At 40.7% G+C, this 24,029-nt stretch carries 18 protein-coding genes; 3 read left to right on the top strand and 15 right to left on the bottom strand.

Annotated elements, in window-relative coordinates; all coding sequences use genetic code 11:
* Positions 1-32 precede the first annotated feature (32 nt).
* From HPC41_RS04745 to HPC41_RS04720, 6 genes are all read right to left on the bottom strand, one after another.
* Positions 33-1,682: an FAD-dependent oxidoreductase gene (locus HPC41_RS04745; RefSeq protein ID WP_172392832.1), complete on the bottom strand. Its 1,650-nt coding sequence runs from the start codon at positions 1,680-1,682 to the stop codon at positions 33-35.
* A 4-nt stretch (positions 1,683-1,686) separates the two neighbouring features.
* On the bottom strand, positions 1,687-3,690 hold the full coding sequence (locus HPC41_RS04740; RefSeq protein ID WP_216660658.1) for an FAD-dependent oxidoreductase: 2,004 nt from the start codon (positions 3,688-3,690) through the stop codon (positions 1,687-1,689).
* Positions 3,691-3,698: 8 nt separating this feature from the next.
* Complete coding sequence (locus HPC41_RS04735; protein ID WP_172392830.1) at positions 3,699-5,390, bottom strand: RagB/SusD family nutrient uptake outer membrane protein; 1,692 nt, start codon at positions 5,388-5,390, stop codon at positions 3,699-3,701.
* Positions 5,391-5,400: 10 nt separating this feature from the next.
* Positions 5,401-8,442, bottom strand: a complete 3,042-nt coding sequence (locus HPC41_RS04730) for a SusC/RagA family TonB-linked outer membrane protein (protein ID WP_172392828.1) — start codon at positions 8,440-8,442, stop codon at positions 5,401-5,403.
* A 60-nt stretch (positions 8,443-8,502) separates the two neighbouring features.
* Positions 8,503-9,582 carry a FecR family protein gene (locus HPC41_RS04725; RefSeq protein ID WP_172392827.1) on the bottom strand — a complete coding sequence of 360 codons (1,080 nt, stop codon included), beginning with the start codon at positions 9,580-9,582 and terminating at the stop codon, positions 8,503-8,505.
* A gap of 90 nt (positions 9,583-9,672) precedes the next feature.
* The gene (locus tag HPC41_RS04720; RefSeq protein ID WP_172392826.1) at positions 9,673-10,266 is read right to left on the bottom strand and encodes an RNA polymerase sigma factor; all 594 of its coding nucleotides are present in this window, start codon (positions 10,264-10,266) and stop codon (positions 9,673-9,675) included.
* Between the two features lie 353 nt (positions 10,267-10,619).
* On the opposite strand from HPC41_RS04720, the gene HPC41_RS04715 reads away from it, so the two are divergent.
* From HPC41_RS04715 to HPC41_RS04705, 3 genes are all read left to right on the top strand, one after another.
* Positions 10,620-10,949: a hypothetical protein gene (locus HPC41_RS04715; protein WP_172392824.1), complete on the top strand. Its 330-nt coding sequence runs from the start codon at positions 10,620-10,622 to the stop codon at positions 10,947-10,949.
* A gap of 146 nt (positions 10,950-11,095) precedes the next feature.
* Positions 11,096-11,665 (top strand): DUF4382 domain-containing protein, encoded by a 570-nt coding sequence (locus HPC41_RS04710; RefSeq protein WP_172392823.1) that lies wholly within the window; start codon positions 11,096-11,098, stop codon positions 11,663-11,665.
* A 419-nt stretch (positions 11,666-12,084) separates the two neighbouring features.
* A complete protein-coding gene (locus HPC41_RS04705; RefSeq protein ID WP_172392822.1) occupies positions 12,085-12,744 on the top strand; it encodes an MEDS domain-containing protein in 660 nt (219 codons plus the stop codon).
* Here HPC41_RS04705 and HPC41_RS04700 read toward each other — a convergent pair.
* The 9 genes from HPC41_RS04700 to HPC41_RS04660 form a co-directional block, all read right to left on the bottom strand.
* Positions 12,741-14,741: a sensor histidine kinase gene (locus HPC41_RS04700; RefSeq protein WP_172392820.1), complete on the bottom strand. Its 2,001-nt coding sequence runs from the start codon at positions 14,739-14,741 to the stop codon at positions 12,741-12,743. The genes HPC41_RS04705 and HPC41_RS04700 overlap by 4 nt on opposite strands.
* A gap of 135 nt (positions 14,742-14,876) precedes the next feature.
* Positions 14,877-15,245 carry a response regulator gene (locus HPC41_RS04695; protein WP_172392819.1) on the bottom strand — a complete coding sequence of 123 codons (369 nt, stop codon included), beginning with the start codon at positions 15,243-15,245 and terminating at the stop codon, positions 14,877-14,879.
* Between the two features lie 259 nt (positions 15,246-15,504).
* Positions 15,505-16,782, bottom strand: coding sequence for a hemolysin family protein (locus HPC41_RS04690; RefSeq protein WP_172392817.1), 1,278 nt, complete (start codon positions 16,780-16,782; stop codon positions 15,505-15,507).
* A 221-nt stretch (positions 16,783-17,003) separates the two neighbouring features.
* Positions 17,004-17,855, bottom strand: a complete 852-nt coding sequence (locus HPC41_RS04685) for a universal stress protein (protein WP_172392815.1) — start codon at positions 17,853-17,855, stop codon at positions 17,004-17,006.
* A 290-nt stretch (positions 17,856-18,145) separates the two neighbouring features.
* On the bottom strand, positions 18,146-19,318 hold the full coding sequence (locus HPC41_RS04680; RefSeq protein ID WP_172392813.1) for an ABC transporter permease: 1,173 nt from the start codon (positions 19,316-19,318) through the stop codon (positions 18,146-18,148).
* Positions 19,315-20,481 carry an ABC transporter permease gene (locus HPC41_RS04675; protein ID WP_246250392.1) on the bottom strand — a complete coding sequence of 389 codons (1,167 nt, stop codon included), beginning with the start codon at positions 20,479-20,481 and terminating at the stop codon, positions 19,315-19,317. The genes HPC41_RS04680 and HPC41_RS04675 overlap by 4 nt, the downstream gene beginning before the upstream one ends.
* 11 nt (positions 20,482-20,492) lie before the next feature.
* Entirely contained in the window at positions 20,493-21,488 is a 996-nt protein-coding gene (locus HPC41_RS04670) for an HlyD family secretion protein (RefSeq protein WP_172392811.1), read from the bottom strand.
* Positions 21,489-21,499: 11 nt separating this feature from the next.
* A complete protein-coding gene (locus HPC41_RS04665) occupies positions 21,500-22,951 on the bottom strand; it encodes a TolC family protein (RefSeq protein ID WP_172392810.1) in 1,452 nt (483 codons plus the stop codon).
* 581 nt (positions 22,952-23,532) lie between these two features.
* Positions 23,533-23,754, bottom strand: a complete 222-nt coding sequence (locus HPC41_RS04660) for a hypothetical protein (protein ID WP_172392808.1) — start codon at positions 23,752-23,754, stop codon at positions 23,533-23,535.
* Positions 23,755-24,029 lie beyond the last annotated feature (275 nt).

Below are 24,029 nucleotides of genomic sequence, written 5' to 3'. Positions count from 1 at the left end.
CCTATATTCAGGTTTAATTCTATCACAATATATTATTTTTGTTCCAATACTTGCCCCGAATCCAGCAGTTGTTTTTTTAACAAGCCGTAGTCCACGTGTTGCACAACACCATCACTATCAATTGCTAAGATTGCTGCAGCACCTGCACTCTGCCCCAACACCATAAATACGGGCTCCATACGGATCGAACCAAAGGCAATATGTGAACTGGATAGGCAGACCGGGACGAGTAAATTGCTGCATTCATTGCTTTTTGGGATAATCGATCCATAAGAAATGGCATAAGGATGGGGCACATGAACACCGATATCACCCTCATTCTGAACAAATCCTTCTTTGGTCACATAACGTTGAACATTGTGCGAATCTAGGGTATAGGAGCCCATACCGATCGGATCTTCCACACTGCGCTTGCCCAGGATATTGTGTTCGGTCGTCACATATTGTCCCAGCATCCGCCGGGCTTCTCGTATATATAATTGAGAAGGCCAATTGTCATTATCTTTAAATTCATCTTTTGCCAGCCCCCATTCTGCCATCTTCGTCCTGATTGCAGTAGGCACAGAAGGATCATTAGCCATAAAATAATATAGACCCTGCTGATACCTGCGATGGGCTTCGATAATGGACCTACGTTCCGCATATCCAGCTTCGGGATAGCGATAGTTCATCCCGATAAAATCGGTACTGAACGGACCGTGGTTATTGGCATCTGTCTTATGGTTGGGCACCAGATCAAATTTTTGAAAGGCTTCATCCCAGCCTGCTCGGATTAAGCGTTGCAGCAGGACGTAGTGCTGCGGATCGTACCCCATTGGCTTGATGAAGGGCTTCCGATTACGTGCATCATTAGTCAGGCACATGCGGAAGCAATAGGCCTGCAGTTTCTGATCTGCCGCTCCATATTGCCCGGGATCTTGCTCCGAAACGCCAAATACCAGACCACTGCCCGGATCTCCTTCATGCTTATAGGGGCTAATCTGCGCCATAAAGTGATGCCGATGCTGAAAGACCCCGGTCTGAACGCCATTCCACTGCTCCCCGTAGGTCTGGTTGGCCTCCCTCCCGATTGTGTAACTTACTTTGGCCAGTGCCATCAGATCCCCCTCATAGGTGGCATCAATAAATATCTTCGCCTCATAGATGTTTCCGTCTAAAGTTTTGATGGATTTGATTGTTGTGCCCTCTTTAGTCATGGCACTTTCCTGCCGATCTAAATAGGCTCCGCGGACAACATCAATCTGATGATCACGCGCCCAGGAATCAAAAATACGCTCGGCTACATGGGGTTCAAAAATCCACATCGTCCGATGCGCACTGTCCATCGCAACGGTGCCCTGCCCCCGATTGCCAAACGAGGTGCGGGATTGCCAATTCCAGCTCGATTCTTTGTTGTAATGATCATACACATCCTGATAGAATTTTCTGGCTAGGCCACCAATAACTGTTTTGTCGCCGGTATCCGTAAAACCAAGTCCGCCTGAACTCAACCCACCTAAATGGTTATCTGGAGATATGACAATGACAGATTTGCCCGACTGCTTCACTTCCAATGCAGCAGTAATAGCGGCCGGAGTACCGCCATAAACCACGACATCTACCTTCTTGGTCGGATGCTGTGCCTCAACCTGATGAAAAATTAATACAAGTATTAATTCTAAACCTATTTTTATCTTTTTCATACGATCAATTTTGGTCTGAAACAGGTACCCATAATATAGCATTTGCGGCCAGTACTCCTTTCGCATTGGGCGTAATTTCAACAAAAGGTTTGTTACTTCCTTCCTCAAACTCATATTCTCCCAGCTCTACCCAGGTACTTGTTGTCTGTCCCATAATACTTACCTCCTTAAAATTTATATTTTTTTCGATACTTGTTTTCCCTGTATTAATAATAAATTTCCCCGTAACTGTACTTTCAGCAGTTTTGGGGAAATAGCTGTAGAGTTTATATTCCCCCCCAGTAAAATCTTTTCCCGGAATGAAACATGCTGCTGCTGCCGGATCATTGTCTACTTCCTGATAACTCATACCATAACCTTTTTTTGCGGATTTATGCCAAGCACCCTTCAAAGTAACCTGATCTTTATTTTCCACATGGATCAAATAATCGGCTCTACGGCCATCCGCCTTCGGGTTGTTACGCAATGTTTTTTGCACCCGTTTTATATCAACATCCTGAACGGTAGTTTTGTTGTCGATGGCCTCGCAGGCTGCCACAGCAGCGGACTGCCCCAACACCATAAATACGGGCTCCATGCGAATGGAACCAAAGGCGATATGACTTGCTGACAGGCATACAGGAACTAGCAGATTGTTGATTTCTTCCTTTTTGGGAACAATAGCCCTATAGGATATCGGAAAGGGAGAAAATCCGCCAACTTCAACATTGCCTTCATTCTTGACCATACCATTGATAATCAATCGATCACAATTATGCGAATCCATAGTATATGCGGCGTAGCCTACCCCATCGGACACGACTTCACGACCCTGACAGTGGTTTTGTGTCATGACGACATCACCAATCATCCTTCGCGCTTCGCGGATATATAATTGTGGAGACCAATGCCCATTGTCAAGATATTCATCTTTGGGGTAACCCCACTTTTTAAACTCCTTTCGGATTGACTCCGGCACAGAGCTATCATTCGCAACAAAATATAATAACCCTTTGGTATAGTCTTCGTGCGCCTTGATAATCTCCTTCCGCTCGAAATAATCCGCTTCGGGATAGCGCCAGTTCATGCCTATCATATCTGTTGAAAATCCATTTCTGTTATTGATATCTGTTTTTCCATTAGGCATCAAACTCCATATAAAGACATCTTGTATACTCTTCCATGGTTGAATTTCCTTTTGTCTTTTTAGGAGTTCATATTTGGACGCATCATAATTTTCAGGCTTGGTAATTGCTATCCTGTTAACAGGAACATTGGTCAATGTAATCCGATAGTTATAAGCTTGGACCTTGGCGTCTCCCGTTCCATTTTCTTTTAAAGACTCATTATTTATACCCCATAAAATACCACTTTTGGAATCCCCCTTTACCTTGTAGGGATCTACGTCATCGGGAAACTGATGACCATCCAGCAATTGTACGCCGTTGATGGTCTCACCATAGGTGCTATTCGACTCGCGGCCCACATGATAAGATACGCCTGCTTTGGCCATGAGGTCGCCCTCATAGCTACAGTCCATAAATATTTTGGCCGCAATAATCATCTTTTTGCCGTCCCTACTTTCACTTGGAATTAGCGTAATCATTTTGATCGATCGATTTTTGGCGGTCACCTCTGTCAACCTATATCCCAAAAGCTGTTGCGTCTGCGAATGCCGTAAATAATCCTTAAAAATAGATTCTGCAACTTTGGGTTCAAAGATCCATTGCTCAAAATTACCATAATGCTTACCCATTTTACGGTAAAAATCCAAAGCCAATCCGGTCACCACATATTTGTTCCCGATATCTGTCTGCCCTAATCCGCCCGAACTAAGTCCACCTAGCCTTGTCCCCGGGTCGATCAGCAAGACGGATTTGCCGGCCTGTGAAGCGGTATAGGCAGCGATCACACCCGCAGAAGTGGCTCCATAAATACATAAATCTACCTGCTTGTCGGCTTGACCCTTAACTATTTGAAAGAAAATAGTCAAAAGTCCCATAGTCGCTAAAATTGCTTTTCTCATCATGTCTTGATTTAATAGCCTGGATTTTGCTCCAGATTTTTATTGGTTACAATTTCAATGTTCGGAATCGGCCAAAGATAATTCTTGTTCGGATCAAACTTACGAAGTTCAATGACACGCATATCTTTCTGATTGGCTACATTTTTATAATTCACGTAACTATCTGCATCGATCGTAGGCGCATCGGCGAGCAAACCTTTTGGAATTCGACCATAAAGGGTCGAATTCATAAATTTATCGGCCAGTTTCCAACGTCTCAAATCGACCAGGCGAAAGCCCTCATTGGCCAATTCATAAAGTCTTTCTTTTCGTACGATCTCACGCAGTTCAGCTTGTGTTTTACCGCTTGGGATTGCTGGCATATCGACGCTAGGGCGTTGCCTAATACTATTGATCGCATCATACACCGTTTGGTCTGCTTTATTGCTCTCGATCATCGCCTCAGCGTAAATCAATAATACCTCAGCGTATCGACTCTGAATGATATTTAGTTCCGACTCCATGGTAAAATCCTTGTCCTTGATGTCGACATATTTTTTCCAGCAATAGCCCGAAAAGCTTGCGTAAGCATTGATCGCATCCTCATTTTTAATCCGAGCAGGTAAAGATCTATTGTAAGAATAATTCCAACACGATACGCTATCCTTATGGGTTTCAAATTGAAAACCAAAAAATGTGGTACCGGGAAGTGCAATAGTATACCCTAGGCGTGGATCCCGATTGACGAAAGGTTTTTTAGGATCAAATCTGGAAGATTTGTCAATGGCCAATCCGTCGGTGCAGAGATAGCTATCAACAATGGATTGCGATGGGATTTTGTTGGAAGTCCCCTGTGCGTTACGCGACAGAAATCCGCGGGTAGCACTGTGGGTCTTTGTTTTTTGTAATCGCAGATATTGAAAAGCAAAAATAATCTCCTTAGAAGTCTGCCCATCGTAGGTAAATAATTGGCCGAAATCAGCATGTAAGGCATATACTTTCAGGTCCATGATTTCTTTAGCAGAACGCGCTGCTTCTTCCCATAACCCATTATTAAGTGCTGCCCGAGCGCGTATGGCCAATGCAGCCCCTTTGGTCGCACGCCCAATATCTGTCGAGCCATAGCTAACTGGTAAAATCGCTGCAGCTTCATCAAGTTCTTTGAGGATGAAGCTAACAATTTCAGCCTTAGCTGTTTTCGGAACATTCGCATCAACAAGGCTTAGGCTGCTCGTTACCAAAGGTACTCCACCAAAATAATCGATTAAATATTGGTAGACATAGGCCCGGATAAATTGTGTCTCAGCCTTATAGCGCTGCTGAAGATTGGCATCCATCTTCCCATCCAACTTCTGGATATTGTCCAAAATGAAATTGCATTTGCCAATGACCTTATAGGAGTTGGTCCAGATATTCCGAATATAACCATTGTTACTATCGTGATCTCCTCTTCCTACTGCTTGTAGATCAGAGGTATTACGATCCCAGCCGATATCTGTGGCATCATCAAGTGTCAGGTTGATGGGCATATCATCCGTAGGGTGAAATGCCAAGGCACTGTACAAACCGTTAACAACCAAAGTTAATTCATCCTGATTTTTGAAATAATTTTCGTCCGAAGGGCCATCCAATGGAGATCTATCCAGGTATTTTTCACATGCCCCCACCAAAAATAGGACAGCAATACATGCAATATATAAAGCGAGTTTATTTAGAGTTTTCATAATCCAAAGTTTATAATGTAATATCCAGTCCAAAAGAATATACTTTGACCTGTGGGTAAAAATTACCATAGCCTACTGGTGCTTCGACATCATAACCGTCCCAGAACTTATCCACACTGAAGAGGTTTGAGCCATTGACAAATACCCGGAGCCTGTTCAGTCCGATAGACTTTAGCACGTCTGCCTGAAACGTATAGCCGAGCTGCAAATTCTTCAGCCGAAGGTAGGCGGCATTTTTCATCCAAAACTGGGAGGATTGCTGGTTGTTATTCTGCCCGAAAGCTAAGCGCGGATATTTGGCCGTGGTATTGTCAGGTGTCCATCGGTCTTTATTGTCCTCACGGATCGTACCGCCAATTGCCCCGGTCGTTGTAAATGGCTGGATACCGGCACCATAGAGGTAACCATCGGCTTTCCCCACACCCTGTAACAGAAAACTGAGGTCGAATCCTTTGAAACTTAAATTGGAATTGAGCGAATAGGTATATCGTGGAATCGTACTCCCGATGATGACCTTATCGGACTCATTAATCATGCCATCGCCATTTTGATCGCGATATTTGAGGTCACCTGGAGCCAAGGTACCAAACTGTGTAGCATGTGCTTTCACTTCTTCGGCGGTCTGGAAAAAACCTTCCGAAAGATAGCCAAAGATGGAATTAATGGGATAGCCTTCGCGATTGACGGTCAAACCGGTCTGATTGATTCCCCGCATATCCAACACTTTGTTTTTGACATCAGAGAGGTTAAACGTAAAATTATATTTAAAGGCTTTGCCCGGATCACTCCGATAGCCCATGGAAAGTTCCCAACCTTTATTTTCGACGACTCCCGCATTTTGATACGGTTTGTTCAATCCAATAATCAGTGGGATGTCCAGTTGGAGTAATATGTCGCTGGTTTTCCGATTGTAGAGATCGGCCGTAATTGTCCAGCGCTTAAATAAGGTGAGATCAATACCGATATTTTTTTCCTCGGTTGACTCCCAGGTAATATCGGGATTGGACATATCATTTAATGCTGCTGTATTGACGATACCATTGCCCAGCGTGTATGATCCGAGGTTCAATGATGCCACCGCTGGATAAGTCCCAATATTCTGATTTCCCAATTTCCCCCATGACGCCCTAATTTTCCCTTCCGTCAGCCAGCTTTTAGATGTGGCCAGGAATTCCTCTTCGGAAAAACGCCATCCGGCTGATGCCGAAGGGAAAAATCCATAGCGGTTCCCTTTGGCAAACCTGGAGGAGCCATCATAACGTGCATTAAGCTCCAAAAGATAACGATCTTTGAATACGTAATTGATACGGGAGAATAAGGATTGTAATGCCCACTCAGAAGCGCTTCCAGTAGCTGACTGATTCAGTGCAGACCCCGCATTGAGCACTTCATAGTCAGGGAGCACATAGCTGTCTCTGAATCCCTGGGTATAATCAATCTTATAATCTTCCCGCGAACCACCAACCAATGCCTTTAACTGATGTGGACCAAAATCCTTGTTGAGCGTCAGGGTGGCTCTCATATTATTAAAAAGTTCCTGACTATTGTATTGGGTAAGTGCCGTGCGGACCGGAACTGAAAAGCTCGGCGTGCCGTTTGGGAAATACGACTGTACTGCCTTTCTGAAATTCTTGTTGACCTGGGTCGCATATTTCGGTGCATAATTGATCTCAGCAGTCAACCACGCTTTGGGTTTATAGATCAATGAAGCGTTGATACTGCCAAATGGGCTTTTGTTGGTGGCAACACCGCCATCGGCCGCCGCCGACACGGGATTATTTCCATTCCAACCCAATCCCCAAGTGTCGTTGGAATTTCTAAAGGATTGATTGGCCGGAATACTGCTCATCCACTGAAAAAGCTCTTCGATGCTGGCCGCAGGTGAGGTCACGATCGGATTGACGTATTGGAAATCAAATTTTAGCGCCAATTGATCTGAAAACTTAACATCCACGTTGTTCCGTATGGTATAGCGCTTAAACGAGCTATTCAGTGTCAAACCTTTTTGATCGAAATAACCGACAGAAGTCAGCATTTTCACTTTGTTTGTTCCGGCATTGACCGTTAGGAAATGACTTTGCTGGAATCCATTTCCCTGCAATGACTCCTTTTGCCAATCTGTATTTGGATACTCATCCGAACTGCCGTTGCCTTGGTTACGATATGCGGCAATGATATCTTTGGGATACAGTGGGCTTGCTCCAACATTAGTATAGGCTTCATTTGTCAGGAGCATATGATCCAATGCATTGACAATCTTGGGCATATTGGTTGCCGACTGCCAGCCAAAATAATTATTGTACACTATCGCGACTTTATCGGAACTCCCTCTTTTGGTCGTAACCAAGATGACACCATTGGCTGCCCTAGAGCCATAGATTGACGACGACGCGGCATCCTTTAATATCGAGATATTCTCAATCAAATTGGGATCTATATTATTAATAGAGCCTTCGATTCCGTCAATTAATACCAAAGGTGCTGCATTGCCGAGTGTACCAATACCCCGAATACGGATATCAGCGCCGTCTGCCCCCGGCTTTCCTGAACGCTGCGTAACAGTTACTCCCGAGGCCATGCCCTGAAGGGCTGAAGAGGTTTGCCCCGCAGGTCTATTGTTCAAATCATCACCCGATACAGCAGATACTGCACCCGTCAGATTGACTTTTTTCTGCGTCCCGTAACCGACGACAACAACTTCGTCCATCATTCCTGTGTTTGATTTCAGGCGAATGAGTACGGTATTTTTGCTGGTCGCCGTTGCCACAAAATGCTTAACCGAATCGGTATCGTATCCGAGATGGTGGGCATAGATCGAGTAATTTTCGCCAGCAAGCAGTGGGGCCAAAACAAACAATCCATTGTTATCGGCTACAAAATGGAGTTTTTTGCTGGTCTTTTCATGGATAAGATCAATAGTAGCGCCCGGCAATGTATTGCCTTCATTGTCTACTATTTTACCATTTACTTTCAGGTTAGATTGCGCAAATCCTACAGAAAAGTAGGAAAATAGCAATCCCACGAGCATTAATTTGATTAGAATATGCTTCATAATTGTTTACAGTTGGTTATTCTGATTTATTGATTTAATTTGACTTGGGTTGGTTCTATCCTACTGTACGTCCTCCTTTCTTCCCGAATGACTAATGTGGACAATGCCATTGTTCACCTGGAATGTACAACTGTTCAATTGACAGAAACTTGTTAAGAAATTCACCAATGGTTCCTTACTATTTAAGCTGCCTGTGAATGAACTATTCAATAAATCGGGACTATCACAGATAATCGACACATCATAGAGGCTCTCGATTACTCTCAACAGCTGAAGGTTTTTGGTTTGGTTGAATTTGACGGATTGATTGCTCCACTCTACATTGGCGGTAAGATTTGGAATGAGCTTCCTTAACGCTTTATCCACCCGAGCTGGCTGAGATTTTGTCAATTCGGGCTCAGAAAACTTAATCATCTGCTGGAGATTTAAGTTGACCAATACTTCCTCTTTTGGTTTGAGGTATATTAAGCTTCGGCTGTCCGCGGCAACTGGTCCTACAGCAATTTTACCTTCCATTAATTTTATCAGTACATGATCGCTATCCTTAGGATCTACGCTAAATATTGTCCCCAAAGCAGTCGTCAAATAACCTTTGTAATTGACCTGAAACGGGGCTCCCTTGTTTTTATATACCTTGTAGACGACACGTCCTTGCAACTGCTGTACTTTACGGCTGCCTGGTTTATTATATTCAAAACCGATTTTCGCCTGTGGATAAAGGATAACAGTGCTGCTATCTGGAAGCAGCTTATAGACCGTGTATGTATTTTTATTTTCATACCAAATTATACGATCATCTGGTAATGTAGAGGATTTTTTTACATAAAGAACCGACAGTACGCATAGCAGCACTGCGGCACAGGACGCCCATGCCCAAAAGCGCATTCTTCGTAGGACGGTGCGTTTAGGAGGGTCTATGGTATAGATATTTTCTAATATTTTCAGATGAACACTTTTCAAGTCAGGCAATGGGATCTGCTGGAGCTGCGTTTCATCCGGGTCTAGTATCTCCGCTACCCATGATTCAAGAAGCACAGTATCCGTCTTCGCCATTTCATCAAAGAAAGACTCGTAATACTGCGCCTCCAATCGGTTGTGGATATACGCAAACAGCTGATCTTTAAAGGTATGCTCTTTCAAAATTGTCCATAATTAGTTCAACACATTGCTGCATTGTACTTCTCTATACGCTTGGTAGATAGAATCACACTATTGCTTTTTCATTTTTTTTTATAAATTGAATAAAAAAGCCGCAAAAAGGCTGATTATATATTCGTCACGATAATTTTTTCGGATATATTCCTTGATATCTTTGAGTGCACTGACCAACTGATTGCTGACCGTAGAAACAGAAATACCCAGCATATCCGCGATCTCCTTGTAGCTTTTGTCCTCAAATTTATTGAGCATCAGAATCTCTTTTCGCTTAGGGCTCAATGAGTCAATAGCTTTTGACAATATCTGCTGTTTATCTTTTAAGAACAGTTTTTCTTCGGTATGGTAATACAATTCTATCGCTGAAGCCCATACTTCCAATTGAAGTGCTTTATCCCGTTGCACTTTTCGAAAAAAATCCATGGCTAAATTATCGGAAATATGGTTAAGAAAAGAGACAAATCCTTTGGCGGGATCAATGCTTTCCCGATGAAGCCATATTTTAGTAAATACGTCCTGAAGAATCTCCTCTGCAATACTCTGATTTTTAACCAATCGGATCAACCTGACATAGATCTTGGGAGAATATTGGAAATAAATTTCATTAAATGAATCAAGATCTCCATTTTTGAGTTTTTCGAGTTTAGCAATTTCTTTAGGAGATTTCATTTGGTATAATTCATCTAATTGATACGAATAACGAACTTAATGTAAAGATAGATTTTACTAAATCAAAATCATTATTACCCAAATAAAAAATTTTATATCCCCAAAACTCAAGTTCCTTCCAATATCGCCTCCATGGTTAAACTACATCACGACATGTAAAAAGACAAGGATTTAGGTGTAGATAGCCTAGTTATCGAAAAGTGAAGACCTAAATCCATTCATAGAAACAACTGTATATGTGTGTATCTGAGATACACTAGCATATTTGTTCAAGTTCGCCAAAAGACTTTTTATATGTAACTTACAGTAAACAAAGTCTGAGAAGAGTACTGAACATTTGATAAAATTTGGGTATGAAGACTAAACATAATGCATATCTCCCAGTAGCCTGGGAATATAGGGAGAGTATCAACGAACAGATTAACAATAAAAACAGGGGCAAAATCTTCTATTTTGAAGAGGATAAGAAGCTCAGCGAGGCGCAGGGGACCATTGTTGAATTAAGAGAAGAAAGAAATAGCGGAGTCTTTATTGTGATGGAAGATGGACTTCAGATAAGAATAGACCGTATTATCACCCTTTTTGGAAAAATAGGCGCCGCCTATGACGAATACAGCGCATATGCGGATGCATGTATGGACTGTACAGGAGGTTATACCAAAGAAGAACTGGATGATATGTAACATCCGCCATATGTCGTTCAAGCCGCCAAAGCATCATATATTTTATAAAGTAATTTTATTTAGCGGTACAGTTAGAAATAACTATTTTTTTATTGGAACAAAATCAAACGATAAGTCTTTAGCTTTTGTTCCAACAAAAAAATATTATGAGCTGTAATTCACCCAAGACGAAAGACAAATCTATTTATACGCTTGCGACTCGTTTAAGGTATATCATAATCGTCACACTTCTGACGTTCTTAGCTGCCTGTCATGATGATGATAGCCCGGCTGCTGAGCAGGCACATTTAAAGGTAAAAATAAAAGATGCCACCAATCATTATGATGCGCTTTATCTAAATATGGAAGAGATATGGACCCGCACGTCGTCAGGAGCAGGAAAGATTAGGGCCAACAAAAGGTTAAATATCCTCTCTATAGAAAAAGATAGTCTCATCGCCACTGGCCATGTACCCCATGGTACTATACACGAAGTGATTCTCCAATTAGCAACTGAGGGAAATGAAATCGTGGTAGATGGAGCTTCTCATAAACTAGAAGCTCCCGAAGGACGGTATATTCCAATCCTCATCCCAACTAACAATCAACTGATAGCAAATCAAATTCACACTTTGTTCCTTGAGTTTGATCTATCAAAATTTATCGAAAGAACAGAAAATGGTAAATACTTAATTAATCCGATCATAGATACAGAATTGCAGGATAACATTCAATAAAAAGGTTATTCCTTGATGTGTTATTCACTGTTGCATGGTTTTCAGATGAATATAAGATTATTTATTCACCTCATCCTTAATTAAACTCACCATTCCTAATCTTGGTATTTCTAAGCCCACGTTTTCTTACGCAGAAAAGTCCTTTTGTACCAAACCACAACGTATTGTCACTAAGCAACTTTGGCCTTTATTGGATTTATCAACACCTTCCACTGTAAATAATTTTTGATGACAAAGACATCAGGCAAAGACATCGATTAACAGTCCAATATGACAGAAGTATCTATTTTTTTCAGATCTTATAAGACTATTTCTTATAATTGCTTACCGAAGCATAAATTCTAAAGACAGAAAACAAAACATATCTCTTCGGGATTCGTTAATATATAAATAGCGACTGAGGTTATAATTAAACAATAATGATGATAAAAAAACTCGAAAATGCGGAATGGCAAACTGCTGACATCAGCATATTTTGGGGAGAGATTGCTCCGACAGAACATGTCGTACAGATTTATGAAAATGATGAGTCTTTTCTCCTTACATTAGAAGGATTTGTCAGCAGTGGCTTAACAGCTGGTGAATGCGTTGTACTGATAGCTACCGCAGCCCACCTGAAAGCAATAACCGATCGCTTGACTGATCAGGACATTGCTTTAACGGAGCTAATTTCCGATGACCAACTAATTCTTTTGGATGCCGAAGAAACATTAGCCCAATTCATGGTCAACGGATGGCCAGAAGCACAGCTATTTGAACAAACTATCACGAGAATCATTAAACGTGCGACTGATAGAAACCGAATTGTAAGAGCCTTTGGAGAAATGGTAGCACTTTTATGGGCCAAAGGCGAAAGATCAGCTACAGTGCATTTGGAAAGTTTATGGAACCGTTTTTGCCAAACACAAGTCTTCTGTCTATTATGTGCCTATCCAAGCAATGGGTTTATGCAAGATATTAACTCATCTGCCCATACTATTTGTTGCGCCCACTCAAAAATGATCTCTGGAGAACATAGCTCGAGGACGAAAGTTTTTTTCAAAACAGTGCCACAACACAGCTCAGGAATCATAATTTAAATTGGTATTTTTACAACAAATATTGATCCCTCACCAAGTTGGCTTTCAACGGTTAGTTCTCCTCCATGTCTGTCAATAATTTCCTTACTGATATATAGTCCAAGTCCGAGGCCGGAAATATGAGGATTTATTCCCTCTGCTCTATAAAATCTTGAAAAAATGTGTTCCTGCTGCCCGACAGGTACTCCCATACCAAAATCTTGCACGCGTAAGATCGCATACCCTGAATATTCAGCAAGATACACCTTGACTTGATGTGCTCCTGGAGAATACTTGATAGCATTGTTAAGCAGGTTAACCAACACTTGCTCTAAATGCAATTTGTCAGCTGATATCAAAAAAGATGGCTTCTCACTGTGAAACTCAATATGGTGTGAGTGCGTCGTATACTGTACCTCTTCAATGATTTCTTGTACCATACATCCGAGATCGAATAAAGCGTATGAAAGCGACAACTGACCCGATTCTATTTTAGTCACATTCAACATGTCATCGATGAGAATCGACAAGCGATTTGATTGCTTAAGCGCTTTATCAACAATGGGCTTATTTATGTCTCCTGTCTGCATTCGCATACTCAATAGCTGCAAAAAACCAACGAGGCTAGTAATTGGTGTTTTCAATTCGTGGCTGGCAAGTCCAACGAACTCATCTTTCTTCTTATTGAGAAACTGAATCTTTTCATAAAGTTTGGCATTTTGAAGCGCCGTACTAGTCTGTGTAGCAATCCCAATAACAAGTTTTTCCTGATCTTCCATAAACTGTCCCTCCTCTTGGTGTCCATAAATAAGACGACCAATTGTTTTACCTGATTTCGAAACGACGGGTACTCCTAGATAGCTCTTGATTACCGATTGATCTTTAAACCAAGAGGAAACTAGGAACTTGTCCTTGTATAGGTTATCGTGAGTCAGATCTGTGCTTCTTGCAACTTGTTCCCAGTTGGGTTCACTGGATAAAAAATTCGACTCCAATATCTTTTCTTTTATCAAAAGCTCAGAAAAAACACCAGAATTGGCAAATGCGAAATCGGGTTCATCATTTTTATTTTGATCGTGGTAAATAAAGATACCTAACTCCGCACCGATAATTTTTGTAGAGGCATCAATGACTATTTGAAGAATCTCTTTTACGTCTAAACTTTCCGATACCAATTTTCCTACTGTATTCAAAATCTCAACATTATTGGTATAACGTTGTAATTTTTCTTCAAACTCTTTCTGCCGGGAAATATCTCGGGCAATTTTCGATGCCCCAATGATCATTCCATTTCCATCTACGATAGGTGAAATAGAAAGCGATACATATATTTTTTGTCCGCTCTTACCTATACGCACTGTTTCAAAGTGTTCAATCCGCCCACCTTTACTAATCCGTCTTATAATTATTTCTTCTTCGTCTATCCGGTCAGCCGGAATAATCAACGATATATGTTTCCCTAGTACTTCTGCCTCTGTATAACCAAACATTCGCTCGGCAGATGCATTCCAACTGGTAATTAAACCTGTTAAAGTCTTGCTAATGATCGCATCGTCCGAGGTACTAACAACTGCTGCAAGCCGGGCCTGACGCTCCATACTTTCTTTGAGCAGCGTTTTGTGCACTTTTTGATCAGTTATATCTTGTAGATTTCCTCTCTTTCGCAACGTTGATATATCCTGAATAAAAAAATAAACCAATATCTGCCCATTATCATCTGCCAATGGTTGAGAATTTACCAACCCCCATCGCTCTTCGCCTGTAGCACACGGAAGAGAAACCTCCATACTCACGTTGGGCTCCTTTTCCACAAATTCGGATTGAATGCTTTGTGCAGTCTTAAGGAAGTTAAAAAAACGAGAAAGGTGTTGACCGAGCAATACTTTGTTTTCCACATGAAAAAGTTGACAAGCAGCATTATTAGCATAGGTAATAATACCACAAATATCTACAGCCAGTATTGGCATGTTGTTAAGATTATGGACATGCTGGATTACTAGATGTTCAATTTTATTCATGGTAAATCTAAATTAATAAAAAATGATCATCAAATCCTTCTATGCAATAACATCCGACAGAATTGATTATCACTGCAAAATACACAGGAAATTATACAAATTCATTTTTAGAACACGTTATAAGAAAAACAGTTCCTAACCATTGTTGGAGTTTTTAGAAACAGCGCTAATCATATCGTTTATATCAAATGGTTTTGGCAAATAAATGTTAGCACCAGCCTCAATTGCTATCTCTTTTGCATCCAGTTTTGCAGACATACAAATAATCAATATTTTGTTTAATAGAACATTGTTTCTAACTTCCTTAATCAGTTGATCACCTGAGAGTAATGGCATTGAGAGATCAACGATAAAAATATCGGGACATTCTTCTATTAAGCGCGATAAGGCTTTTCGACTGTCCGTTTCAGTTAATACTGTTGCATCAGTAAACTCCCGTAGTACCATCGCTAACATATCGACTATATTACTGTCATCATCACAAATAAAGATTTTCTTATTCATTTTTTTTATTAAAGACAAAACAGATTGTCAGTTTGCTTTCCAATTAATCGGATCTCCAATTATTAATCAAGCTGACAAAGATGATTTCTTGTTTATTATCAGTAGAATGAATGTCGACGCAACAACCGTGCCCGCGATCGAGCTCGTTTCCGTACACTTAGCTCACACACGAAATTGTTACCTAACGCTTAGGAGTAATTTTCAGATAATATGCCTCTCAGTCGGTTACTGAATCTATTCGCTTCCGATAGGTGAAAAACTAATAAGACTTGGTCAGCATGATCTTGTCTATACGTTGCCCATCTTTATCAACAATTTCCAATTCATACTGACCAATTTGAATCCTGTCCCCTACATTGGGTATATCATTAACATGAAACATAAACATTCCTCCTATGGTAGAATATTGGTTGCTTAATTCATAATGCAATTCAATCTCAAAATTTTTGATGAATTCGAATGCGGAATACTGACCATCTATTAACCAGCTGTTTTCACTTCGCTGTACAATTTCTTGATCCTCATCAGAATTTTCAGATACATCACCTACCAATGCATCCAAAACATCATCCATCGTGACGATCCCCGAAATTACACCATATTCGTCTACCACAAGACCATAATGCGTGCCTTCTCGCTTAAAACGTTCAAGCACCTTATATGCATCAGAGTTCTCATTAAAAAATACAGGCTTCTTAATAAATCTCTCTAAGTTAAATTCATTAGGATCCGCATCTACGAATAGATCTTTGATAAGTACTATTCCAAGAATCTCCTCCAAACCTTTTTCGCTACACACGGGATAAGCTGAATGCTTTTCAGCATTAATCTTTGAACGGACCAACTCCCAACTTTCATTCATTTTAAAATAAACAATGTCTGGCCTATGTGTCATCAAAGATGTAACCTTCCGGTCTCCAAGTTCAAAAACCCTTTTTACAATTTCCTGTTCAATCTCTTGAATCTCCCCTCCTATAGTACTATCTGCAATTATAGATTTGATTTCCTCCTCGCTTAAAGTATCATCATTTTTTGCAGAAATTCCAAAAATTTTCAATAACAGATTATTTGAAGCACTCAACAACCACACAAATGGAGCCGTAATCTTTGACAGAATAAACATGGGCTTAGCCAATATCACGATAATTGGCTCGGGAAATTTCATCGCAACCCGTTTAGGAAATAACTCTCCCAAAACTATGGAGAGATAAGTGATTAACACAACAATCAGCGTAGTCGACAAGGTCATTGCGTATGGTTTAAGTAGGTCAAATTGGCTCAAAAAAGCAGCCAAATTTTTTGTAAGGTTTTCGCCACTATATACACCCAATAAAATACCTATTAATGTAATACCAATTTGAACAGTCGATAAAAAGCGAGTAGGGTTAGCCGATAAATCAAGGGCCGTCTTCGCCGCAGATTTTCCCCTTTTCCTTAAATTTTCAAGCTTGAATTTCCGGGAGGATACGAGCGACATCTCCGACATGGCAAAGATACCGTTCAATAGAACGAGCCCTATAATTATTATTAATTCCATATTACACCATAAAGATAATCATTACTGTACCATATGGGCAATCTTTAAATCGATTTATAGATTATCTGTACAGAAGAATATTTTCTATTCCTATTGCGACAACCTCACTATTATTTTAACGGATTAAAATTATGAATGCAGTATTTAAACGTTTAGAAAACAAGAATAGTGCGATCTTAGTTTGTGTCTGATAATATTATAAGCCAACTTTAAATGACCCATTATCCAGCTGTCCGTTTAAAATACGTAGGTATCGATAAATTCTGATAAATTGCCTTTTTGAGGCTACGGGAGAAAAGCTGTTTAAAAAAGCTCTTTTGATTGTAGGATACAAGTAATAAATCTATCGCTCTAGATCTAACCATATAATCGACACAACTTGGGATAGGCATACGATAATCTAGCCTATAAACGGCATTTTTTTCAACGTAATTGATATGGCTCAATGGAAACATTACAGCTGATTTTCGTTTCAGCTGAGCTACATCCTGCTGATGGGCGGGCTTATATCCCTCAGTAACATGCAATAGGTCGAGATTAAATTCTAAAGACAGATTGTCTTTAATCCCTTCGAGCAGATCAAATTCAGAGTCCTTAAAATTTGTCAGCATCCCCACATTTTTCAAACGGAACTTAGGCATTTTTAATGGAACCGCCAAAATACCAATAGGACAGCTTTTTATCAATGCTATCGTATTACTCCCCAATAGGGTCAATTTTATTTTGCTCCCCCCTTTAGCTCCCATGACGACAAATGAATATTGATTTTGGAATAATAAGTTTGATACGGTCTCTGTTAATTTTCCGGGCAAACATATGGTCTCATAGGTGAGGTCCGTAAACTCTTGTTGTACCCGGCGGCCCCATTCGTTCAATCCAAACTCGGCCTTTTCTTTTTTCGAAACCGGTGGTACTCCTTCAAAATGATGATCAATTTTATCTTTGAGAGAATCTGAATAGCTATGTAATAATTGTAATGACCAATTAAAGGTCTGGGCCAAATACGCTGCATACCTGGTAGCGGTCCAGGAATTTTCAGAAAAATCAATAAGTACTAGAATTCTTTTTTTCATCTGTTTAAATTAGCACATATTATACTTACATGGAAGCGTTTCAAAAGTTTTTGATCGCATTTAGCGATTATTTTCGGTATTTATTAGATCAGAGGTAGCAACAGGGATCATGTGACAAAAAAGAAATACTTTTTGCCATTAATGCCTATTCGACATACCCCATCTGCCCTTCTGTTCCGTCTTGTTTATAATAACACATGCCGGTAGCTGACATCTATTCGGAAACAAATGTGACTTACAGCATGCGCCTTTAACATATAGTTCAAGTGATAATATTGCATAAAATGATATCAATGTAGACTGTCTCTTTTATTCGCTTGTTTTTTTAGGATATACTGGACTCTAATAACCAACAGAATAAAAAATAATCCCCAAAGGAGTATTAAATGAATTATTGTCGGTAAGTTATCCTGAAGTGAGCCCCCTGCCTGAACTACAGAAATATAGATCTTTAAAAAAGGTGAAGTTGGCAGCAGATCGGAGATCCATTGCACCACTCTGGGCAGCGCTTGGTAAGGCATCGAATATCCCGTAATTAAAAAAATGGGGTAAGATGAAAATACCAGCACCTGAAAAGCAAAAAGCTTTGTCTTGAAAAAGCTACCGATAAACATCCCGAAGACGATCACGGCCGAGATAAAGAGCGCAGTAATCAATGCTAAGTCCAGAGAACTCCCACGAATCTGTATGCCAAAAACAGAGAAATTAATCGCAATAAAGAAAAGCCCAAAAATCATAAAGGCAACAAAGTACAACAGGCTTTTTCCAAAAATAAGGCTGGAAACACTTTGTCCCGAAAGTTGGTATAACTTGCCCAGCTGATCATCTTCCCTCTCCGAGGTAAAACTTGCTGCTACGCCGATCAACAGTGTTTGCTGCAATATGATCGCCAGCAAACCAGGCAAGAGGAAAGCCCCATAGGTCATGCTCGCATTGTACAGGGGACGGTAATCCATATTGATCGGATTAGTCATTTTCATAGATTCATCTTCTCCCATTCCCTGCTTGTTAAAATAGGTCTTCCGTACGCCTGCTCCTACCGTCATGCACACTTTGGTCACTGTACTCAACAAATCACTGGAGGGTAAAAAACGGGAAGCATTTAACACCAGATTGACATTGGTCTGTTTCATGGAAAGCAGATCTTTCTCAAAATCATGCTGAATATAAAAGTATCCTTGTACCTCGCCCTGATACATCTTTTCTTGTGCCTCGGCAATAGTGGCGCTTGATACCATACTAATCATCGGTGTTGAGCGCAGCTGTTCGGTCAATGTCCTCGAAATAGCTGTTCCATCATCGTCAATTAACGCGATCTTTACCTGGTCCTCGCCCTTATTCAGATAAATGCTTCCGTACATAAAAGCATACAGGATCGGAGCAAGAAGCAAAATAAGAAATAGGCTAGAATCGCCTGACACCTTTCTTAACTCTCTTTTGAATAGCTGAAAAGTCTGTTTCACTGTTGCTGATTTTTAAGGTATTGACTGATTCGTTTCTGAAAAAACAGGGTTGCAACGGGAAATGTGGCACCGATAAAAAGCAGCAGCTTAATCATTTCATCCGCAGCGTATACTAAGGGAAGCTCCATAAAATACAATTTGATGAAACCGTCCAAAAAATGCGTATAGGGCATGATTTTGGCATAAAATTGATCATACCAGGGCATCGCCCATCGGGGGAACGTAAACCCGCTGAACACAAAAGCCGGAGACGTAAAAAATAGTGCCACATCCGTGACAAATAGCATATTATTAGAGATTGCCGAAAGCATTATACCGATACCGATACAAGCAAGCGCCATCAACGTAAACAAGATAAAGAAATTGAAGTCCGTCTGCGGTTTCCCCAATTCAAAAACCGGAAACACTACCCAGGCTACCAATACAAACAGCACCCAGGATATACATAGATGCGCCAGCATTTTTCCCACAATGATCTGCGAGGAGGAAGTGGAGATCCGCAGCAGCTCATCCATGGTATTTCGGTTAAATTCCAGATTCAGGATCAGCACAGCGGCCACAATCAGGGCCATCTGTATGCCAACCGTAATGAGTCCGGGAGTGAGATAACGCTGGTAATTAAAATCCGGATTGTATAAGACGGTTGTATTGAGTTTGATCGGCTGCACGAGCATATTGGCTTCTCCGGCGGGCATTCCCTGTTTCACTGCTTTTTGTAAGACCACGGCCAGCCCCCCTTTGATGATAATCTCCGCTGCTCCCTTATAGATCAATTTTGCCGGCACCAAATAAGCGCCATTGGTATATAGCGTAATGTTTGACTGGTGATTTTTCTTAACATCAGCTTCCATATTTTTCGGAAAATGCACAGCTCCAAAAATTTTCCCTTCTTTCATGAGCTTTTCGATTTCGGCATTGCTGAAGACAGTGGCGGTAAAATGTATATTTTCATTTTGCTCCATCATATCGGTCAGCGTACGTGAAGTGAACGATCTGTCCTCGTCCCAGACCGCCATCGGCAATTCTTTCGCAAACTGCTTCTGGTAGATAAAGCCATAAAAGAAAAAAATTAGAGGCGGAATCACCAGCAAGATCACATAGAAGTTGGGAATCGAAAAAATTCGTTTCCATTCCCGGATCATGATAAGGCTTATGGTTTTCAAATCAAAGGGATTTAGGGTAATATTAACTGCGCCGTCATTCCCGAACGAAGTCCAGTGATTGCGTTCAAATCTTTCGGTTTCACTTTTATCTGAAAGGTACGTAGTTCAAATTCGCCGTTTTGTTTTTCCGGCACCCAATCCGCATATCCCAGAGCAGGTGCAAGTTCGGTTACAGTACCTGCGATATTTTCAGGTTTGCAACCTGGGATATTCATGTGTACCAGCATGCCCTTATCAATCTTATCCATCTGATTTTGACGGAGATTGAATTTCACAAAAAAAGAATTGTCCTTTTGAATAGTCATAATGGGATAACCGGCATTCACCATTTCGCCCGTATTGGAGATCAATGTCGAGATCTTACCTGCAGCCGGCGCCCTAAGACTAGCGTTGTCTTTAATTTCCTGCGCCAGTCTGTCGGCATCCCTGGCCTGTTGTAACACCGTTTGAGCCGAATTCTTCAGTTCATCGTTCGCCCCTCGCTGTAACAGCTGTACATTCAGATTGGCAGTTTCAAGTTCTTTTTGTGCTGCTTTGTATTTGAAATATACAATATCTCTTTCCTGTCCGGATATCACCCCTTCGCCATACAGGTTCTGAAAGCGGCTATAGGTTTTGGACATCAGGTTCATTTGTTCTTTGGCTATCTGTTGCAGATTTTTTGCTGAAGCCAACACTTCAGGTTCAACCCCACGGTTGACCTTATCAAGCTGATTTTGAGCGATCGCAACAGCACCGGCCACCTGCGATTGTATCGTTTCGATTTCCGTTGTTTTCAGCTGAGCGACAAGCTGACCTTCCTCTACCTTGTCGCCTGCCTTTACCTTCAAATCGACCAATCGACCGGGCAGAGAGGCAGAAACATCAACAAATTCGGCGTCTACCATGCCAATGATCGTATCGCCCTGCTCTTTGGGTGATTTACCCTTCAAAAGGTAAACGAGCGCTACTGTCAGGACAATGATGGGAATAAAAACGGCCCAGTAGTTTTTTATAAATTTTTTCATATTCTTCCAGTTTAATGCACAAAACTCGTTATACCCTGCGCATCGCCAATGATATAGAAATAAGTTGCAAGTACCGTATTATAGGTCACCAATGAAGTGTGGTACAATTTCTCTGTTTCATACTGAAGCTGGAGTGCGTCATTTACATCTTTAACAGATGACAGGCTATTCTGCATTCGTTTTTCAACCATTTCACTTGTTGTATAGGATTGCTTTCGCGAGGCATTAAATGTTTCACATTGTTCCTTAAGACTGATCAGTTTATTTTGTGTTACCCGCGCAGCAAGATTTACAGCTTGCTGTTTTTGTTCGATCAACAGGTCTGTTTCCTTAACGAGCGACTCGGCTGCATGATTTCTGGATTTACGTTCCGGATCGAACAGCGTCCACTGAAATTCAACCCCAACAAGCCATGGTGGAGTGATCAGGGGCAGGTCTTTCCTAAAAAACTGATAGTTGGCAATCGCAAACACATTTGGTCTGGAGAAAGATTTACTTACCTTGAGTCCAATTTTTGCTTCTGATTTTTTACTCTCCAATAATTTCAGGTCCGTGTTGTTTGTCGGATCCAAGAAAGCGGGTACATGCATTTCTTCACTTATTTTTTGCGTTATTTCCAAAGGTTCATCCAGCCCGATCCCCATTAAGTCTTTTAAGGTTAGCAGTGCATTGTTTTTTTCAAGATTAAGACTCTTCAGATTAGTTTCTCCATGCACCCGGGCAATATCAGCCCAATTTTTCTGATAAGGTGGTATCACATCTGCGCTGAGGAGACTCTGAGCAAATTTTTCATTGCGTTGCAGCGCCGCCACAATATCTTGTTGTTTCTCAATCATAGCGTTCAGGTACAAGATTTGAATATATTGTAAGGCAATATTGTAGACGGACAGATTTCTGGCCGATGCCAGATTTGCATTTCCGCTTTCAACCTGTTGGGCAGAAAGTTCCTGCGAAGCTTTGATCTTCCCCCCGGCATAGATAGGCTGACGCAGCATCAGTCCGGCAAGAAAATAGCTTTGTTTGCTTATTTTGGGATTATAATTGGGGTAAATAGCATTCACCAGATCTTTGGATGTCTGGTACACGATATCCTGGATCGACTGCGGCAACTGATTTCCGGTGATCTGTTGGAAAATGGTATTCGCCGTGTTCAGATTTTGGTTTGCCGTTCCCTCGACGATCCCTTCTTTGACCTGTTGCAAATTGACTTCGATCGGCTTTCCGATATAATTATAACCACCCAGCAGGTCTACTTTTGGCAGATAATTATTTTTATTGGATTCAAGGAGTTTCTCCCTTGTTTCAAGCGACTGTTTGGCTATTTTGACAAGGGTGTTATTTTGTCCTGCTTTTTCGATACATTCTGATAAGGTAAATTGCTGAGCAGACGTTATCTCGGGAACCAATACCAAAAAAGCGCTAAAAGGTACGCTCAATTTAATTATTGAAAGAATCAGCTTCATATATATTACTATCATTTTAAAGAATCCTAACGGCGAAGATAGCCCCAGCATGATCCCGACGGTTGTTGAATTGCTATAATTATAAATCCTACTACAAAAGCATAATATAACTTCTGGTTATAATTTTCGAACAGCGTTTTCACACCCGCGTCAACCACATATACAGTTACTTCTTCTAAACACTTATAAACGGCATATTGTCTTTAGTAACCAGCCAAAAGGTCTCTTTTTCGCAAGATCCGATTAAATATATTGACGAAAGCACCATGAGAATCATTAATTTACAATATTGATGCAACTTCGAAAAAATCTTATCCATAGTAAGCATTAAAGGTTAACAGCCTCAATATCTAAAAAATTGCTATACTAAAATAACAGGCAAGTAACTAGATTGTTTTCTTATTTAATGTTGTAGATTTATTTTTCCAGCTGTCGGCCAATTTCGTCAAATATTCCGGTGCCTACGTCATCGGAACTTCATCATCAAGAAACAAGAATTTTTATTTCTAAACATCCTAATATTTATAATGATTTCTTTTATTTTTACTCACCAAACTAAAATTACGTGATCGGCGAAAAAATCATTGTAAAAGATAAACTCGAACCTCAAAAAGTGTTAAAGGTTGCGGCTTTCGACAATTCCCATCCACCACTGCCCCATGGGCATCAATAAGGGCAATGCTTGCAAATGACACAGGTAAATGAGCAATGGAGTCTTTAACAGTTCCGGTTAAGATAGCTTTTTGAGCATGTCCCGTTAGCGTTAAAAATAAAAGGCAGAGAAGGGTAAAATATCTTTTCACTAGGGCTTAAGTTTTTCCAAAAATAGAAAAGTTAAGCCCGGCAAAACAATTCCTTTAAAATTATACCACAGTTTTTTCAAATTGACCTCAGGCTGGTAAATTAGTTCAACAAATAGCATGATATAGCGGACATTAGAGCACAGTGGACCGCGACACAATAAGCAGAACTGTCCTATTATGAAAAAATCAGGCAAGTAATACGTTTTAAAAAAGTTCAACTAATTTCCGAGTAACATACGGGATGTCGCTAAATAAAACTCGTCTATCAGCTTTAT

This window comes from Sphingobacterium prati (genome assembly GCF_013167215.1).
GTDB classification, from domain to species: Bacteria; Bacteroidota; Bacteroidia; order Sphingobacteriales; family Sphingobacteriaceae; genus Sphingobacterium; species Sphingobacterium prati.
Note: the sequence above shows the minus strand (reverse complement) of the source record. Positions and strands in the feature narration are given on the sequence as shown.

Bases quoted from the DNA above. Each gene is read 5' to 3' on its own strand.
- HPC41_RS04710 (WP_172392823.1), top strand. From the start codon at position 11,096: ATGAGCTGTAATTCACCCAAGACGAAAGACAAATCTATTTATACGCTT.
- HPC41_RS04695 (WP_172392819.1), bottom strand. From the start codon at position 15,245: ATGAATAAGAAAATCTTTATTTGTGATGATGACAGTAATATAGTCGAT.
- HPC41_RS04720 (WP_172392826.1), bottom strand. From the start codon at position 10,266: ATGAAATCTCCTAAAGAAATTGCTAAACTCGAAAAACTCAAAAATGGA.
- HPC41_RS04735 (WP_172392830.1), bottom strand. From the start codon at position 5,390: ATGAAAACTCTAAATAAACTCGCTTTATATATTGCATGTATTGCTGTC.
- HPC41_RS04690 (WP_172392817.1), bottom strand. From the start codon at position 16,782: ATGGAATTAATAATAATTATAGGGCTCGTTCTATTGAACGGTATCTTT.
- HPC41_RS04740 (WP_216660658.1), bottom strand. From the start codon at position 3,690: ATGATGAGAAAAGCAATTTTAGCGACTATGGGACTTTTGACTATTTTC.
- HPC41_RS04705 (WP_172392822.1), top strand. From the start codon at position 12,085: ATGATGATAAAAAAACTCGAAAATGCGGAATGGCAAACTGCTGACATC.
- HPC41_RS04730 (WP_172392828.1), bottom strand. From the start codon at position 8,442: ATGAAGCATATTCTAATCAAATTAATGCTCGTGGGATTGCTATTTTCC.
- HPC41_RS04685 (WP_172392815.1), bottom strand. From the start codon at position 17,855: ATGAAAAAAAGAATTCTAGTACTTATTGATTTTTCTGAAAATTCCTGG.
- HPC41_RS04745 (WP_172392832.1), bottom strand. From the start codon at position 1,682: ATGAAAAAGATAAAAATAGGTTTAGAATTAATACTTGTATTAATTTTT.
- HPC41_RS04670 (WP_172392811.1), bottom strand. From the start codon at position 21,488: ATGAAAAAATTTATAAAAAACTACTGGGCCGTTTTTATTCCCATCATT.
- HPC41_RS04715 (WP_172392824.1), top strand. From the start codon at position 10,620: ATGAAGACTAAACATAATGCATATCTCCCAGTAGCCTGGGAATATAGG.
- HPC41_RS04700 (WP_172392820.1), bottom strand. From the start codon at position 14,741: ATGAATAAAATTGAACATCTAGTAATCCAGCATGTCCATAATCTTAAC.
- HPC41_RS04665 (WP_172392810.1), bottom strand. From the start codon at position 22,951: ATGAAGCTGATTCTTTCAATAATTAAATTGAGCGTACCTTTTAGCGCT.